Origin of the sequence: Bacillus cereus group sp. BfR-BA-01331 (assembly GCF_022663915.1) — a bacterium.
Classification (GTDB): Bacteria; Bacillota; Bacilli; order Bacillales; family Bacillaceae_G; genus Bacillus_A; species Bacillus_A mycoides.
The window spans coordinates 1-14,894 of record NZ_JAKUGJ010000045.1; the positions used below are offsets into that span (position 1 = coordinate 1).

Consider the following 14,894-nt stretch of genomic DNA (forward strand, 5'->3'; position numbering starts at 1 on the left):
CTAGCGCCGATGGTAGTTGGGACCTTGTCCCTGTGAGAGTAGGACGTCGCCAAGCAAGCTAAAAACACGAGTCATTTGACTCGTGTTTTTTTTATTTCCCATGAAATAGGCCCGGTTCTGCTAGTAAAAATGCTGAAATATAGTAAGGGATTTTTTGAGCAGAAATATTGAGAAATTGATAAATAAACGGATAATCTTCAGATCCATAGCTTCCAAGTAAGTCATACCACCAATCTGTTTCATATCTAGAAATCATACTTAAATTATAGAGCAATAAATAATGAACAAGGAGCTCAGGCAACACTGGCTTAGAGTTTCTAGGGTCAGTCGTAAGTGGTAAATAATAAGTGTCAGTAAGATGCTCATAGTATAAAGGTGTGCTATACATAGGATTCCATGATTGAATAGGTGCTGAAAAAAACACATTTAATTCATTGTTTTTCTCAGGTACGTGTTGTATTGATAAATGCTTACAAGCTGTTTCGATGTAACGAGAAAATCTCTCTTTGGTCATATGTAGTCGATCTAGTATGTTGACTGAAAAAGAGAGTTCATTTTTATTTGTTGAATCAATTTTATATAATGTTGTTCCTTTTTGACTATAGCGAAATAAATGTTGTAATTCAGGGATTTTCCCCATTAGCTCTAACATATTAAACTTTTCTGTTTCTAAGTGTTTCATGTGAAACAGTTGTTCTGCCGCGTGAGTAAATAGTCCATTTTTCTGTATTTTCACTTCATCTTCTAAAAATTGATATCCTTGTTTTTTTCGTTTACGGGTTGTCACTCCATGTGCTAAAACGGTTGTTGATTCTGGATAGTTTGGATTAATAGTTAATAAACAGGCTTTAAAAAGTTGCCCCATCCCATAAAATAACAGCATTGGCTGAATGGAAAATGGCGCTGTTTTATATAATTCATAATAATTTTTACCGTGTTCTAAGTAATAAATAAATGGATAACAATTTTCAAAACTTTTTTTTTCGGCATCCTGAATCGAGGATTTTTCATAACAACGGGCAAGATAATGTTGTACGTTTTGAGATGAAAAGAAGAAACTTAACTGCTGCCAAGCACAAGGTGTATGATGCATATATTACGCTCCTTTTATTGTCTAAAAATTCTAACATATATATACGTCCTTGACAGTATTTTAACCAATTGATAAGCTACTAATAATAATTTCTGGTATCATGGGGGGAACAATTATGTGGGAATCTAAATTTGTTAAAGAAGGTTTGACTTTTGATGATGTATTACTTGTACCAGCGAGGTCAGATATATTACCAAGAGAAGTAAGTGTTAAAACAGTTTTATCTGAAAGCTTACAGTTAAACATCCCGTTAATTAGTGCAGGAATGGATACAGTAACAGAAGCTGACATGGCTATTGCAATGGCTCGCCAAGGCGGTTTAGGAATTATTCATAAGAATATGTCTATTGAGCAACAGGCAGAGCAAGTTGATAAAGTAAAGCGCTCTGAAAGCGGCGTTATTTCAGATCCTTTCTTCTTAACTCCAGAACATCAAGTATATGATGCAGAACATCTTATGGGAAAATATCGTATCTCAGGTGTACCAGTTGTAAATAATTTAGATGAGCGAAAATTAGTTGGTATTATTACAAACCGTGATATGCGTTTCATCCAAGACTACTCAATCAAAATTTCTGACGTAATGACAAAAGAACAGTTAATTACAGCTCCAGTTGGTACTACACTGGAAGAAGCTGAAAAAATCCTACAAAAGTATAAAATTGAAAAGCTCCCTCTTGTTGATAATAACGGTGTATTACAAGGGCTTATTACAATAAAAGATATTGAAAAAGTAATTGAATTCCCAAACTCTGCTAAAGATAAGCAAGGACGCTTATTAGTTGGAGCAGCTGTTGGTGTAACGGCTGATGCTATGCTTCGTATCGATGCATTAGTAAAAGCTAGCGTAGATGCAATTGTACTTGATACAGCTCATGGGCATTCTAAAGGTGTTATTGAAAAAGTAAAAGAAGTTCGTGCGAAATATCCAGCACTAAATATTATCGCTGGAAATGTTGCTACAGCTGAAGCAACGAAAGCATTAATTGAGGCTGGTGCAAACGTAGTTAAAGTTGGTATTGGACCAGGTTCTATTTGTACAACGCGTGTTGTAGCTGGTGTTGGTGTACCACAATTAACAGCAGTTTATGATTGTGCAACAGAAGCTCGTAAACACGGTATTCCAGTTATTGCTGATGGCGGTGTTAAGTACTCTGGTGATATGGTTAAAGCTTTAGCAGCAGGAGCACACGTTGTTATGCTAGGTAGTATGTTTGCTGGTGTTGCTGAAAGCCCTGGAGAAACTGAAATTTACCAAGGTCGCCAATTTAAAGTATATCGTGGTATGGGTTCTGTTGGAGCGATGGAAAAAGGAAGTAAAGATCGTTACTTCCAAGAAGGAAACAAAAAACTTGTTCCTGAAGGTATTGAAGGACGCGTACCATATAAAGGACCTTTAGCAGATACAGTTCATCAATTAGTTGGTGGATTACGTGCAGGTATGGGATATTGCGGAGCGCAGAATTTAGAATTCTTACGTGAGAATGCACAGTTCATTCGTATGTCAGGTGCTGGTTTACGTGAAAGCCATCCTCATCACGTACAGATTACAAAAGAGGCTCCAAACTACTCATTGTAATGTCTTATATACAAATAGACAGAGATTTGATATCTCTGTCTATTTTTTTTTGATTATGTTAGAATAACGGTTATGTGAGTACATAGATATTGGGGGTAGCAAAAGTGAAAGGTATGTTTTGCAAAAGATTCATTGCGTTGGTAACAGTGCTTACAATAGCTTGTAGCATGTTTGCACCATATAGCAATGCATCAGCAGAAACAGCAGCTGCTTTAAACATTGAAGCAGGTGCAGCGATTTTAGTTGAAGCGAATTCTGGAAAAATTGTATATCAAAAGAATGCAGATGAATTATTATCAATTGCTAGTATGACAAAGATGATGAGTGAATATTTAGTTCATGAAGCAGTGGATAAAGGAAAACTTAAGTGGGATCAAAAAATTAAGGTTTCTGAATATGCATATAAGATTTCACAAGATGCTTCATTATCAAATGTTGCATTAGAAAATGGTGGCCTGTATACAGTAAAAGAGTTATACGAGGCAATGGCAATATTTTCTGCAAATGGTGCAACAATTGCATTAGCAGAAGCAATTGCAGGTAAAGAAGTAGATTTCGTAAAAATGATGAATGATAAAGCGAAAGAACTAGGATTGAAAAATTATAAATTTGTTAATTCTACGGGTTTAACGAACAAAGATTTAAAAGGGATGCATCCTGAAGGTACAACACCGGATGAAGAAAATAAAATGTCTGCGAAGGATGTTGCAACTTTAGCGCAACATTTAATTAAAGATTATCCAAAAGTGTTAGATACAGCAAAAATCCCGAAAAAAGTTTTCCGTCCAGAAAAAGAGAAATTTGGGATGTCGAACTGGAACTGGATGTTAAAGGGTTTAGTTAAAGAATATGACGGAGTAGATGGTCTAAAAACAGGATCAACTCCAGAAGCAGGGGACTGCTTCACTGGTACGGTTGAACGAAACGGTATGCGTTTTATTTCTGTAGTTATTAAAACAAGTTCTCATACAGCGCGTTTCGATGAGACGAAGAAATTATATGATTATGGCTTTGCTAACTTTGAAATGAAGAAAATGTATGAAAAAGGTTCTTCGGTCAAAGGAAAAGAAACAGTAAGAGTTGAAAATGCGAAAGATAAAGATGTAGCAGTTCAAACGAAGCAAGCTGTTTCACTTCCGGTGCCAAAGGGAAGTAAAGACGTTTATAAAACAGAATTTAAAGAAGGAAATAAGGGACAAGAAGCACCTCTGAAAAAGGGAGTTGCACTTGGACAAATGGTTGTAACGTCTAAAGATAGTAATGATCCTGGATTTTTATCAGGAAAATCATTACAAGTAGACCTTGTAACAAAATCTGAAGTAGAAGAGGCAGGCTGGTTTACACGTTCTATGCGCGGAATTGGTTCTTTCTTTAGTGGTATGTGGAATGGTGCTATTGATACAGTAAAAGGTTGGTTTTAAAAGCTCCTCATTGTAGGAGCTTTTTCTTATTCCTATTTTTCATACCGACTTTATGAAAAAGTAGTAGACAAGCATCAGATAGTTAATGGTAGAATGTAAGAGTATTCTTAATTTTCTTCTTTAACGGGGAAAGCAATTCACCTAGGGGGGTTTTTGTACATGACAAATGTAACAGGGACAGAACGTGTAAAACGTGGAATGGCAGAAATGCAAAAAGGCGGCGTTATTATGGACGTAGTTAACGCTGAGCAAGCAAGGATTGCAGAAGAGGCAGGCGCAGTTGCTGTTATGGCATTAGAGCGTGTACCTGCAGATATTCGTGCAGCAGGTGGCGTTTCTCGTATGGCAGATCCAACAATTGTTGAAGAAGTTATGGGTGCTGTATCAATTCCGGTTATGGCAAAATGTCGTATCGGTCACCTTGTAGAAGCACGTGTATTAGAATCATTAGGGGTAGACTATATCGATGAGAGTGAAGTATTGACTCCTGCTGATGAAGTATACCATTTAAATAAACGTGATTACACAGTTCCGTTTGTATGTGGTTGCCGCGATATCGGAGAAGCTGCACGTCGTATTGCAGAAGGTGCAGCTATGCTTCGTACAAAAGGTGAACCTGGAACAGGAAACATTGTAGAGGCAGTGCGTCATATGCGCCAAGTCAATGCAGAAATCCGTCAAGTTGCAAGTCTACGTGAAGATGAGTTAATGACATATGCAAAAAATACTGGTGCTCCTTATGAAGTACTACTTGAAATTAAACGCCTTGGTCGCCTGCCAGTTGTAAACTTTGCAGCAGGTGGTGTAGCAACACCAGCAGATGCAGCGTTAATGATGCAACTTGGTGCTGATGGTGTATTTGTTGGATCTGGTATCTTCAAATCAGAGAACCCAGAGAAATTTGCACGTGCAATCGTTGAAGCAACGACTCATTATGAAGATTACGAACTAATTGCAAGCCTTTCTAAAGGATTAGGTAATGCAATGAAAGGTATCGAAATTTCAACGTTATTACCAGAACAACGCATGCAAGAGCGTGGATGGTAATTAAAGGAGATCTTTAAAATGGTGAAAATCGGTGTACTAGGTCTTCAAGGTGCAGTTCGTGAGCATGTAAAATCAGTTGAGGCAAGTGGTGCAGAAGCTGTTGTTGTAAAGCGTATAGAGCAACTTGAAGAGATTGATGGTCTTATTTTACCAGGCGGTGAAAGTACAACAATGCGCCGTCTTATTGATAAGTATGCTTTCATGGAGCCTCTTCGTACATTTGCGAAGTCTGGTAAACCAATGTTTGGTACATGTGCAGGAATGATTCTTCTTGCGAAAACACTTATTGGCTATGAAGAAGCACATATTGGTGCTATGGATATTACGGTTGAGCGCAATGCGTTCGGACGCCAAAAAGATAGTTTTGAAGCTGCACTTTCAATGAAAGGTGTGGGAGAAGACTTTGTTGGTGTATTTATCCGTGCTCCGTATGTTGTAAATGTAGCTGATGATGTTGAAGTACTTTCTATGCATGGCGAGCGAATGGTAGCGGTAAGGCAGGGGCCGTTTTTAGCTGCTTCTTTCCATCCGGAATTAACGGATGATCATCGTGTAACAGCATACTTTGTAGAAATGGTAAAAGAAGCGAAATTGAAAAAAGTTGTATAAGTAACTTGCAACTTGTATAAGATTATAGTAAATTGATGATAACAATTTTATAAAATAAGCGTGTTGATAGGAAGTAGTAACAAATGTTGTTTCTTATAGAGAGTCGATGGTTGGTGGAAATCGATAGAAACAGTTTGTGAATCCATCCTGGAATGGAATGTGGAATATCTTTTGATTAGTAAACATTCCCGGTGAAGAGCCGTTATTTCTACTTGAGAGGAAAGCGGTAATGCTTTCAACTAGGGTGGCAACGCGGGTTAACTCCCGTCCCTTTGTATAGGGACGGGAGTTTTTTGTGTTTTATAAAATAAAAGGAGGAGTATATAATGCTTGATATTAAATTTTTACGTACGAATTTTGAAGAAGTAAAGGCAAAATTACAGCATAGAGGCGAAGATTTAACGGATTTTGGTCGCTTTGAAGAACTTGATACGAGAAGAAGAGAGCTACTTGTTCAAACAGAAGAACTAAAAAGTAAACGTAACGAAGTATCTCAACAAATTTCAGTATTAAAGCGTGAAAAGAAAGATGCGGAAGCTCTAATTCTAGAAATGCGTGAAGTTGGGGAAAAAGTAAAAGATCTTGATAATGAGCTTCGTACAGTTGAAGAAGATTTAGAAAGATTAATGCTATCTATCCCAAATATCCCTCATGAATCTGCTCCAATAGGTGAAACAGAGGATGATAACGTAGTAGCACGTACTTGGGGAGAAGTGAAAGAATTTACTTATGAGCCAAAACCGCATTGGGATCTTGCTACTGATTTAGGGATTCTAGATTTTGAACGTGCTGGGAAAGTAACAGGAAGCCGATTTGTATTTTACAAAGGTGCTGGTGCAAGGTTAGAACGTGCTTTGATTAGCTTTATGCTTGACCTTCATACTGATGAGCATGGATATGAGGAAGTATTGCCTCCTTATATGGTAAACCGTGCAAGTATGACAGGAACAGGACAACTTCCGAAGTTTGAAGAAGATGCATTCCGTATTGAAAGTGAAGATTATTTCCTAATCCCAACAGCTGAAGTACCTGTAACGAATATGCATCGTGATGAGATTGTGAGTAAAGAGCAATTGCCGATACGATATGCTGCGTTTAGCTCATGCTTCCGTTCTGAAGCAGGTTCAGCTGGTCGTGATACACGTGGTTTAATTCGCCAACACCAATTTAATAAAGTTGAACTTGTTAAGTTCGTGAAACCAGAAGATTCTTACGAAGAGTTAGAAAAATTAACAAATGATGCAGAGCGCGTGTTACAATTATTAGAGTTGCCATATCGCGTTATGAGCATGTGTACAGGAGATTTAGGATTTACAGCAGCGAAGAAATACGATATTGAAGTATGGATTCCAAGCTATGGTACATATCGTGAAATTTCTTCTTGTAGTAATTTTGAGGCATTCCAAGCGAGACGCGCGAATATCCGTTTCCGTCGTGAGCCAAATGGCAAACCGGAACATGTTCATACACTAAATGGATCTGGTCTTGCAATTGGACGTACAGTGGCAGCTATTTTAGAGAACTACCAACAAGAAGATGGTACAATTATAATTCCAGAAGTTCTTCGCCCTTATATGGGAGGAAAAACAGTTATTAAATAAGTTAAAACATTCATCGGTATGAGTGATTGGTAATTATGGACGTTGTCAGCAGTGTCATAAAGGAGAGGGGAAGTAAAATTTTCCTTTCCTCATAATTTATTATAGTAGGGTTGACTAACTGTTTTTCTTTTGATATTATATTTGATGTCAATATGGAGGTATACCCAAGTCTGGCTGAAGGGATCGGTCTTGAAAACCGACAGGCGGCGAGAGTCGCGCGGGGGTTCGAATCCCTCTACCTCCTCCAGATATAATTGACAACAGCGCATATAAGTGGAGATTGGAGAACTCGTTACCAACACGTAACGAGTTTTTATTTTAAAACCAATCATAAAGTATGATGTAAGGATATAGTGTCCTTATTACACACTCATATTCCGATGATTATCTTCATAGATATGAAAGGAGTTAACATGGATCTTATTATACAAACATTTCCTTTAGATGGAAAAACTTTATATTATGTACAATGTCCTGTCTGTAAGAACAATAGAATTTTAAACAGTGGTGCAAATGTGTCGCGCATTATAAGTGATGATACATTCCGTAAACTTTGTGGTTGCACTTGTGATGTAAAACAGGTTGCAAAAAAAGTAGAGGTACCAAAAGAAGCTGAAAAACCAGCTGTGCAAAAAGAAGTAACTCCAAAACGTACAGGGAAATTACTAACAGCAGTAATTAATGGGAAAGAATTGACTGTTAAAGAGATTGCTGAAACATATGATATTAGTACGAGTACTGTTCGTCAGCGTATTAATGCTGGAAAGCCAGAGAGTGAAATTATTGCTCCGACAAAAAAGAAAAAGTAATTTCATAGGAAAACCCGTGCATATGCACGGGTTTTTTATTTTACAAGTTTACGTGTTTGTTTTAAAAAATGTCCAATTTTTTTAATGATTGGTTCGATTGAATCGCCATCTTTTAAAATATCGTATTCATTAATGTTTAATCGTAAAACAGGGCATGAATTAAAGTTATTAATCCAGTTATCGTAACGTCCATGCATCTCTTTCCAATATTCAATTGGTGTTTGCTGCTCCATGGGACGTCCTCGCTCTTGAATACGATCGACAATATCATCAAAAGAACCTTCTAGGTAAATTAATAAGTCTGGGTGAGGGAAGTAAGGAGTCATGACCATAGCATCAAATAAACCTTTGTATGTTTCATAATCAGTTTCAGTCATTGTACCCTTTTCGTAATGCATTTTTGCGAAAATACCAGTGTCCTCATAGATAGAACGGTCTTGAACAAAACCGCCACCATATTCGAAAATTCTTTTTTGTTCTTTAAATCGTTCTGCTAAAAAGTAAACTTGTAAGTGAAAGCTCCAGCGTGTGAAATCAGCATAGAACTTGTCCAAATATGGGTTGGAATCTACTTTTTCAAAAGATGTACGATAACCTAAAGCGTTAGCCAATGCAGTTGTCATAGTTGATTTACCGACACCTACTGTTCCAGCAATAGTGATAACTGCATCATTTGGTATATCATATTTTTGCCTTAAATTCATTGTTATTTCGACTCCTTCAAGAGAGTATTTTGAAGAGCTGATAAGATGACATTTAAATCATCAGGATTTCTTACAAAATCCATATCGTCTCCATTAAATTTTAATACCGGAATATCTGGATGGTCCTTTTTGAAAGCATCCATTGCTGTTTCGTAATCTTTTGTAAGCTGTAGCAAGTAATTTGGATCCATATTTTTTTCGAATTCTCTTCCGCGCATGGCAATTCGTTTTTGTAATGTTTCTAGGCTTGCTGTTAAATAAACGATGACATTTGGTACAGGCATATCTTGCGTAAGAATGCGATAAATTTGCATGTATTTATCATATTGAGAATCTTTTAATGTACGGGATGCAAAAATTAAATTTTTAAATATATGATAATCTGCTACTACAGGCTTTCTTTGATTCAAATACTTTATGTTAATATCCTCTAGTTGTTTGTATCTATTACAAAGAAAGAACATCTCTGTTTGAAAACTCCATTCGTCGATGTCTTCGTAGAATTTTCCTAAAAAAGGATTTTCATCAACAATCTCTTTTAGTAAGTGGAGTTGCATGTGAGTTGAAAGTTCCTTCGCAAGTGAAGTTTTTCCAACACCAATTGGTCCTTCAACCGTGATAAATGGTACTCCGGTCACGCTGTTTCCTCCTTTCAATCAGTGATTTACCGTGACTACTAAAAACACAAAACAGAATTATTGTAGCACAAGAGGAGAGCGAGCGGACTAATTTGATATAAAAAGTTAGAAAATAGATATGTATTAATTAAATTTTATTTGGGATGACGGTACAATATTTGCCTTTAATGTGGCTTCCATTATTTTTAAAGCATGTTCATTATCTTGCTCGTTATTAGAAGCGATGCAATCCCGTGGTACATAAAGTGTATAATTTCTCATATGGGCATCATTAGCTGTAAAAAGGATGCATATGTTCCCGGCAATTCCTGTTAAAATGAGATTTTCGATTTTTAAATAACCTAATAAAGAATTCAAAGGTGTTTCATAAAAAGCAGAGTAATGTGGTTTAATAAAAATATAATCGTCAGTATGCGGAGCAATGGCCTCGATAATATTTTTACTATACTCATTTGTACAATGAGTGATAAGTTGATCAATATCAGATCTCCAAAGTTGATAGTGATCATTGACATAAATTATTGGATAGCCCAATGATTTCATGGTGTCCTTTAATTGTAAAATGGGGTTCTTTATAATTTCACATTTCTGTGCCAGGATGGATCCGTGGGAGAATTGAAAATCATTAATCATATCGATAATGAGTAAGGCAGTATTTTTCATATGTAATTCCCTCTCTTTCTTCTTTAGGTTGGATTGAATTTGTAAAAGTTATCCCACCTGCAAGAAATGAAAAAGTGTATTTTATTTTTGGTGAAAGGACTATATTATGGAGCGAGATATATATTTTATGCAGTTAGCAATAGAGGAAGCGAAGAAGGCGGAGGCGATACAAGAGGTACCAATTGGTGCTGTAATTGTGCTAGATGGTGAAGTGATTAGTGTCGCACATAACTTAAGAGAAACTGAACAGAGATCAATAGCTCACGCCGAGCTCTTAGCTATTGATGAAGCTTGCAAAGAATTAGGGACATGGCGTTTAGAAGATGCAACGTTATATGTAACATTAGAACCTTGCCCAATGTGTGCAGGGGGAATTGTTTTATCGCGTATAAAACGGGTTGTATATGGTGCGAGCGATCCGAAAGGTGGATGTGCAGGTACGTTGATGAATCTTTTAACTGATGAGCGTTTTAATCATCAGTGTGAAGTAGTGGCTGGTGTACTTGAAGAGGAATGTGGTACGTTGTTAACGATTTTTTTTAGGGAGCTTCGTAAGAAAAGAAAAGAAGTGAAAAAACTAGAGAAAAGTAATGGTAACTAACGTATTTGCATTTTGTAAAAAAACAAGTTATACTGATAATGCCTTATCCAAGGCAACCGAATATTGGTTTTAACTTTGCCGTGCTAAGCGGGGAGGTAGCGGTGCCCTATACTCGCAATCCGCTCTAGCGAGGCTGAATCCCTTCTCGAGGTTATGCTGCTGTAAGGTCTGCCTTAAGTAAGTGGTGTTGACGTTTGGGTCCTGCGCAACGGGACCCCGTGAACCTTGTCAGGTCCGGAAGGAAGCAGCAATAAGCGGGTTTTCTCGTGTGCCGCAGGAGTGCCTGAACCGAGCTAACTGCTTGAGTAACGCTTATGGTACGTAATCGACAGAAGGTGCACGGCAGTTATATATGTATACAAAACTCACCTTTATATAAAGGTGAGTTTTTTGTATGGAAAATAACTTTTGGAATCTATAAACAGAATGGGTTATAATAAATAAGATAATAATCTTTGAGGGAGGCCGTATTTTCGTGTCATACCAAGCGTTATACCGAACATGGAGACCGCAAAAATTCGAAGATGTAGTCGGTCAAAAGCACGTGACAAAAACGTTGCAAAATGCCCTTCTTCAAGAGAAAGCTTCACATGCTTATTTGTTTTCGGGTCCGAGGGGAACAGGGAAAACGACAATTGCAAAAGTATTTGCAAAGGCAATTAACTGTGAACACGCCCCGGTAGCTGAACCTTGTAATGAATGTCCTTCTTGTTTAGGAATTACACAAGGGTCTATTTCAGATGTATTAGAAATTGATGCGGCTTCAAATAACGGTGTAGATGAAATTCGAGATATAAGAGATAAAGTAAAATATGCTCCAAGTGCTGTAGGATATAAAGTATACATTATTGATGAAGTTCACATGCTTTCTATGGGTGCCTTTAATGCGCTTTTGAAAACTTTAGAAGAGCCGCCAGGACATGTTATTTTTATTCTGGCGACAACAGAACCGCATAAAATTCCAGCTACAATTATTTCGCGTTGTCAGCGTTTTGAGTTTCGAAAGATATCAGTAAATGATATCGTTGAGAGATTATCGACGGTCGTGACAAATGAAGGTACGCAAGTAGAAGATGAAGCGTTACAAATCGTAGCGCGTGCCGCCGAAGGTGGTATGCGTGATGCGCTCAGTCTTATTGATCAAGCTATTTCTTATAGTGATGAGACGGTGACGAGTGAAGATGTTTTAGCTGTAACGGGATCTGTATCTCAGCGATATTTGGGTGACCTGGTAGAATGTATACGTGAAAATGATGTATCAAGAGCGTTACGTATTATAGATGAGATGATGAGTAAAGGGAAAGATCCAGTTCGCTTTATGGAGGATTTCATTTACTACTATCGTGATATGCTTTTATATCAAACTTCACCACAATTAGAACATATGTTGGAACGGGTAATTGTAGATGATCAATTCCGTACGTTAAGTGAAGAAATGCAACCGGAAGTAATCTATGAAATTATTCATACCCTTAGTAAGGGACAACAGGAGATGAAGTGGACAAACCATCCAAGAATATTCTTGGAAGTTGTTATGGTGCAACTGTGTCAGCAATTTATGATGCAAGCAAACGGCGCAGATCGTTTACAAGCGATTATGAATAGGATGCAGCAGCTGGAGAAAGAGTTAGAGCAAGTTAAAAAGAATGGCGTGCCAGCTGGTGTGCAGCAGGAAGTAAGAGAGACGCGGGCAACACCAAAACCGGTACGAACAGGAAGTATGAAAATTCCTGTTGGACGTGTGAATGAAGTGTTAAAGCAAGCGAAGCGTCAAGATTTAGAACAGTTAAAAGCTGTATGGGGCGAATTATTAGGAAGGCTCAAGTCACATAACAAAGTAGCATTTGCTGTTTTATTAGAAAATAGTGAACCAGTTGCGGCTTCGGATGATACCTATGTGTTAGCATTTCAATATGAGATTCATTGCAAAATGGCTAGTGAAAATCGAGAAGCGATGGATACATTGGAACAAACTCTTTTTGAATTGTTAAGTAAAAGGTTAAATATGATTGCTATCCCAAAAAGTGAATGGGGTAAAATTCGTGAAGACTTTTTACAACGCGAAGGTGGGGATTCTGAAGAAAGCCCAGAACAAAAAGAAGATCCTCTTATAGAAGAGGCTGTAAAATTAGTAGGGCAAGAACTTATTGAAATAAAAGAGTAATAATAATGAGGAGGAATTAATTATGATGCGTGGCGGAATGGGAAATATGAATAATATGATGAAACAAATGCAAAAGATGCAAAAAGACATGGCGAAGGCGCAAGAAGAGCTTGGCGAAAAAACAGTTGAAGGTACAGCTGGCGGCGGAATGGTTACTGTTATTGCAAATGGTCATAAGCAAGTTCTTGAAGTGAAAATTAAAGAAGAAGTTGTAGATCCAGAAGATATCGAGATGTTACAAGACTTAGTATTAGCTGCAACGAATGATGCACTTAAAAAGGTTGATGAACTTTCAAACTCTACAATGGGCAAATTTACAAAAGGCATGAACTTACCAGGTGGAATGTTCTAGGAGGATATTGATATATGCATTATCCAGAACCGATATCAAAATTAATCGATAGTTTTATGAAGTTGCCAGGAATCGGACCGAAAACAGCGGTTCGATTGGCATTCTTCGTGTTAGATATGAAAGAGGATGATGTACTAGGTTTTGCGAAAGCACTTGTGAATGCAAAGCGAGATTTAGCGTATTGTTCTGTGTGCGGACATATCACTGACCGCGATCCTTGTTATATTTGTGACGATTCGCATAGGGATCAATCGGTTGTTTGTGTAGTACAAGAGCCGAAAGATGTAATTGCGATGGAAAAAATGAAAGAATACCAAGGTGTATATCATGTTTTGCGTGGTGCCATTTCTCCAATGGAGGGAATTGGACCAGAGGATATTAATATCCCGCAGTTATTAAAGAGACTGCAAGATGAAACAGTACAAGAAGTGATATTAGCAACAAACCCTAATATTGAAGGGGAAGCCACAGCGATGTACATATCCCGCCTCTTAAAGCCAACAGGAATTAAAGTAACTCGTATTGCACATGGTCTGCCAGTTGGTGGAGATTTAGAATATGCAGATGAAGTAACACTATCGAAAGCTTTAGAAGGCCGTAGAGAGATATAAGAGGAGAAGGGAAAATGTTTTTTCAAAAAAAGGGTAAGTTGCGTAAAGAGTATGACGATAAGTTAATTGTATTATTAGAAAAGGTAAAGAATGAATGGCTACGTCAGAAGAGACTGGTTGAACAAAGTGTTGAGCCGTCCCAAGATGTACTTTGTTCTTTAAAAATAGCAGAGGCGAAATATTTTTTCTTGTTAAAAGAAGCAAAACGTCGTCCTGTGAAAATGGAACAATGGTAAAAGGTCCTGCTTTTTAAAGCGGGACCTTTTGCTTTTTATCGATTTATTTGTGAGTAACAGGGCTACTTTATTTTTGGGATATAAAGAGGAGAAAGAAAAAGTGAGAATGGAATTAGTTGTATCTAATTGTTAGTGCTTAGAAGAAATATTATTGATTAAAGGTTATAAAGACGAAGTGGTAGGAGTTATGTTATAGATGTTCTTTTTTCTTGTCTTGTCCCATACAAATGGATATGTATAGGTCATTCATAAGGAGGAAAAAATGAATTCTACAATTATTATTGTTGGCATTCTTGCTTTGGTTTTTATTTTTCTTGTTTTTGGTGTTTCTGCTAAACCAATACGTTTTATAGGGAAAGCACTCTTTCATGTCACTTTAGGTATAGCGTTACTATTTATTGTGAATGTTGCAGGGACATATTTCGATTTTCATATTCCAATTAACATGGGCACAGCTACAGTATCAAGTTTATTAGGGGTGCCAGGTGTTGCTGCATTAGTGATTATTAAGCTATATATAATGCCAAGATAAATTTATTTTGGCATTTTTAAAAAAAGCGTTGACTTACCGATTAGTAATATGATAAATTAATAAGCGTCGTCAGGAACGAAAGAAAAAAGTTGTTGACAGATTCAAGTCAAAATGTTAAATTATAAAAGTCGCTGAAACGCGGCGTTGAACTTTGAAAACTAAACGAAACAAACAACGTGAAACGTCAATTTTTATTTTTAGATGCTAGACAAACTAACTTTATTGGAGAGTTTG

The 14,894-nt window shown here is 37.2% G+C and carries 16 protein-coding genes, 1 tRNA gene, 1 other RNA gene and 1 other annotated feature; of the genes, 14 read left to right on the forward strand and 4 right to left on the reverse strand.

The window, feature by feature from the left end:
* Positions 1 to 91: 91 nt before the first annotated feature.
* Positions 92 to 1,093 (reverse strand): YaaC family protein, encoded by a 1,002-nt coding sequence (locus MR155_RS29345; protein WP_242311882.1) that lies wholly within the window; start codon positions 1,091 to 1,093, stop codon positions 92 to 94.
* 115 nt (positions 1,094 to 1,208) lie between these two features.
* Between MR155_RS29345 and guaB the strand changes: the two genes are divergently transcribed.
* The 7 genes from guaB (at position 1,209) to MR155_RS29380 (ending at position 8,159) form a co-directional block, all read left to right on the forward strand.
* Positions 1,209 to 2,672, forward strand: a complete 1,464-nt coding sequence (guaB, locus tag MR155_RS29350; protein WP_002107266.1) for an IMP dehydrogenase — start codon at positions 1,209 to 1,211, stop codon at positions 2,670 to 2,672.
* A 113-nt stretch (positions 2,673 to 2,785) separates the two neighbouring features.
* A complete protein-coding gene (locus MR155_RS29355) occupies positions 2,786 to 4,093 on the forward strand; it encodes a serine hydrolase (RefSeq protein WP_242311885.1) in 1,308 nt (435 codons plus the stop codon).
* Between the two features lie 159 nt (positions 4,094 to 4,252).
* Positions 4,253 to 5,140, forward strand: a complete 888-nt coding sequence (pdxS, locus tag MR155_RS29360) for a pyridoxal 5'-phosphate synthase lyase subunit PdxS (RefSeq protein ID WP_002009615.1) — start codon at positions 4,253 to 4,255, stop codon at positions 5,138 to 5,140.
* Between the two features lie 18 nt (positions 5,141 to 5,158).
* A complete protein-coding gene (gene pdxT / locus MR155_RS29365) occupies positions 5,159 to 5,749 on the forward strand; it encodes a pyridoxal 5'-phosphate synthase glutaminase subunit PdxT (protein WP_242311883.1) in 591 nt (196 codons plus the stop codon).
* Positions 5,750 to 5,803: 54 nt separating this feature from the next.
* Positions 5,804 to 6,024, forward strand: a binding site (T-box leader).
* A gap of 51 nt (positions 6,025 to 6,075) precedes the next feature.
* Positions 6,076 to 7,350, forward strand: coding sequence for a serine--tRNA ligase (gene serS / locus MR155_RS29370; protein WP_002009617.1), 1,275 nt, complete (start codon positions 6,076 to 6,078; stop codon positions 7,348 to 7,350).
* A 154-nt stretch (positions 7,351 to 7,504) separates the two neighbouring features.
* Positions 7,505 to 7,597, forward strand: a tRNA-Ser gene (locus MR155_RS29375).
* A 166-nt stretch (positions 7,598 to 7,763) separates the two neighbouring features.
* Positions 7,764 to 8,159 (forward strand): sigma factor-like helix-turn-helix DNA-binding protein, encoded by a 396-nt coding sequence (locus tag MR155_RS29380; protein WP_002029297.1) that lies wholly within the window; start codon positions 7,764 to 7,766, stop codon positions 8,157 to 8,159.
* A 35-nt stretch (positions 8,160 to 8,194) separates the two neighbouring features.
* On the opposite strand, the gene MR155_RS29385 is transcribed toward MR155_RS29380, so the two are convergent.
* From MR155_RS29385 to MR155_RS29395, 3 genes are all read right to left on the reverse strand, one after another.
* Positions 8,195 to 8,863, reverse strand: a complete 669-nt coding sequence (locus MR155_RS29385) for a deoxynucleoside kinase (protein ID WP_002009620.1) — start codon at positions 8,861 to 8,863, stop codon at positions 8,195 to 8,197.
* Positions 8,864 to 8,865: 2 nt separating this feature from the next.
* Complete coding sequence (locus tag MR155_RS29390) at positions 8,866 to 9,501, reverse strand: deoxynucleoside kinase (protein ID WP_002009621.1); 636 nt, start codon at positions 9,499 to 9,501, stop codon at positions 8,866 to 8,868.
* A gap of 123 nt (positions 9,502 to 9,624) precedes the next feature.
* Positions 9,625 to 10,164, reverse strand: a complete 540-nt coding sequence (locus MR155_RS29395; protein ID WP_219300703.1) for a cysteine hydrolase family protein — start codon at positions 10,162 to 10,164, stop codon at positions 9,625 to 9,627.
* A gap of 106 nt (positions 10,165 to 10,270) precedes the next feature.
* Between MR155_RS29395 and tadA the strand changes: the two genes are divergently transcribed.
* From tadA to MR155_RS29430, 7 genes are all read left to right on the forward strand, one after another.
* Complete coding sequence (tadA, locus tag MR155_RS29400; protein WP_242311884.1) at positions 10,271 to 10,765, forward strand: tRNA adenosine(34) deaminase TadA; 495 nt, start codon at positions 10,271 to 10,273, stop codon at positions 10,763 to 10,765.
* 78 nt (positions 10,766 to 10,843) lie between these two features.
* An RNA gene (gene ffs / locus MR155_RS29405) (signal recognition particle sRNA large type) lies at positions 10,844 to 11,108 on the forward strand.
* Between the two features lie 132 nt (positions 11,109 to 11,240).
* Positions 11,241 to 12,929 (forward strand): DNA polymerase III subunit gamma/tau, encoded by a 1,689-nt coding sequence (dnaX, locus tag MR155_RS29410; protein WP_002029302.1) that lies wholly within the window; start codon positions 11,241 to 11,243, stop codon positions 12,927 to 12,929.
* A 25-nt stretch (positions 12,930 to 12,954) separates the two neighbouring features.
* The gene (locus tag MR155_RS29415; protein ID WP_170935248.1) at positions 12,955 to 13,281 is read left to right on the forward strand and encodes a YbaB/EbfC family nucleoid-associated protein; all 327 of its coding nucleotides are present in this window, start codon (positions 12,955 to 12,957) and stop codon (positions 13,279 to 13,281) included.
* A 14-nt stretch (positions 13,282 to 13,295) separates the two neighbouring features.
* The gene (recR, locus tag MR155_RS29420) at positions 13,296 to 13,892 is read left to right on the forward strand and encodes a recombination protein RecR (RefSeq protein WP_002009629.1); all 597 of its coding nucleotides are present in this window, start codon (positions 13,296 to 13,298) and stop codon (positions 13,890 to 13,892) included.
* A gap of 14 nt (positions 13,893 to 13,906) precedes the next feature.
* A complete protein-coding gene (locus MR155_RS29425; RefSeq protein ID WP_002009631.1) occupies positions 13,907 to 14,128 on the forward strand; it encodes a YaaL family protein in 222 nt (73 codons plus the stop codon).
* Positions 14,129 to 14,390: 262 nt separating this feature from the next.
* The gene (locus MR155_RS29430; protein ID WP_002063354.1) at positions 14,391 to 14,660 is read left to right on the forward strand and encodes a pro-sigmaK processing inhibitor BofA family protein; all 270 of its coding nucleotides are present in this window, start codon (positions 14,391 to 14,393) and stop codon (positions 14,658 to 14,660) included.
* The last annotated feature ends 234 nt before the right edge of the window (positions 14,661 to 14,894 follow it).

Bases quoted from the DNA above. Each gene is read 5' to 3' on its own strand.
- MR155_RS29345 (WP_242311882.1), bottom strand. From the start codon at position 1,093: ATGCATCATACACCTTGTGCTTGGCAGCAGTTAAGTTTCTTCTTTTCA.
- guaB (WP_002107266.1), top strand. From the start codon at position 1,209: ATGTGGGAATCTAAATTTGTTAAAGAAGGTTTGACTTTTGATGATGTA.
- MR155_RS29355 (WP_242311885.1), top strand. From the start codon at position 2,786: ATGTTTTGCAAAAGATTCATTGCGTTGGTAACAGTGCTTACAATAGCT.
- pdxS (WP_002009615.1), top strand. From the start codon at position 4,253: ATGACAAATGTAACAGGGACAGAACGTGTAAAACGTGGAATGGCAGAA.
- pdxT (WP_242311883.1), top strand. From the start codon at position 5,159: ATGGTGAAAATCGGTGTACTAGGTCTTCAAGGTGCAGTTCGTGAGCAT.
- serS (WP_002009617.1), top strand. From the start codon at position 6,076: ATGCTTGATATTAAATTTTTACGTACGAATTTTGAAGAAGTAAAGGCA.
- MR155_RS29380 (WP_002029297.1), top strand. From the start codon at position 7,764: ATGGATCTTATTATACAAACATTTCCTTTAGATGGAAAAACTTTATAT.
- MR155_RS29385 (WP_002009620.1), bottom strand. From the start codon at position 8,863: ATGAATTTAAGGCAAAAATATGATATACCAAATGATGCAGTTATCACT.
- MR155_RS29395 (WP_219300703.1), bottom strand. From the start codon at position 10,164: ATGAAAAATACTGCCTTACTCATTATCGATATGATTAATGATTTTCAA.
- tadA (WP_242311884.1), top strand. From the start codon at position 10,271: ATGGAGCGAGATATATATTTTATGCAGTTAGCAATAGAGGAAGCGAAG.
- MR155_RS29415 (WP_170935248.1), top strand. From the start codon at position 12,955: ATGCGTGGCGGAATGGGAAATATGAATAATATGATGAAACAAATGCAA.
- recR (WP_002009629.1), top strand. From the start codon at position 13,296: ATGCATTATCCAGAACCGATATCAAAATTAATCGATAGTTTTATGAAG.
- MR155_RS29425 (WP_002009631.1), top strand. From the start codon at position 13,907: ATGTTTTTTCAAAAAAAGGGTAAGTTGCGTAAAGAGTATGACGATAAG.
- MR155_RS29430 (WP_002063354.1), top strand. From the start codon at position 14,391: ATGAATTCTACAATTATTATTGTTGGCATTCTTGCTTTGGTTTTTATT.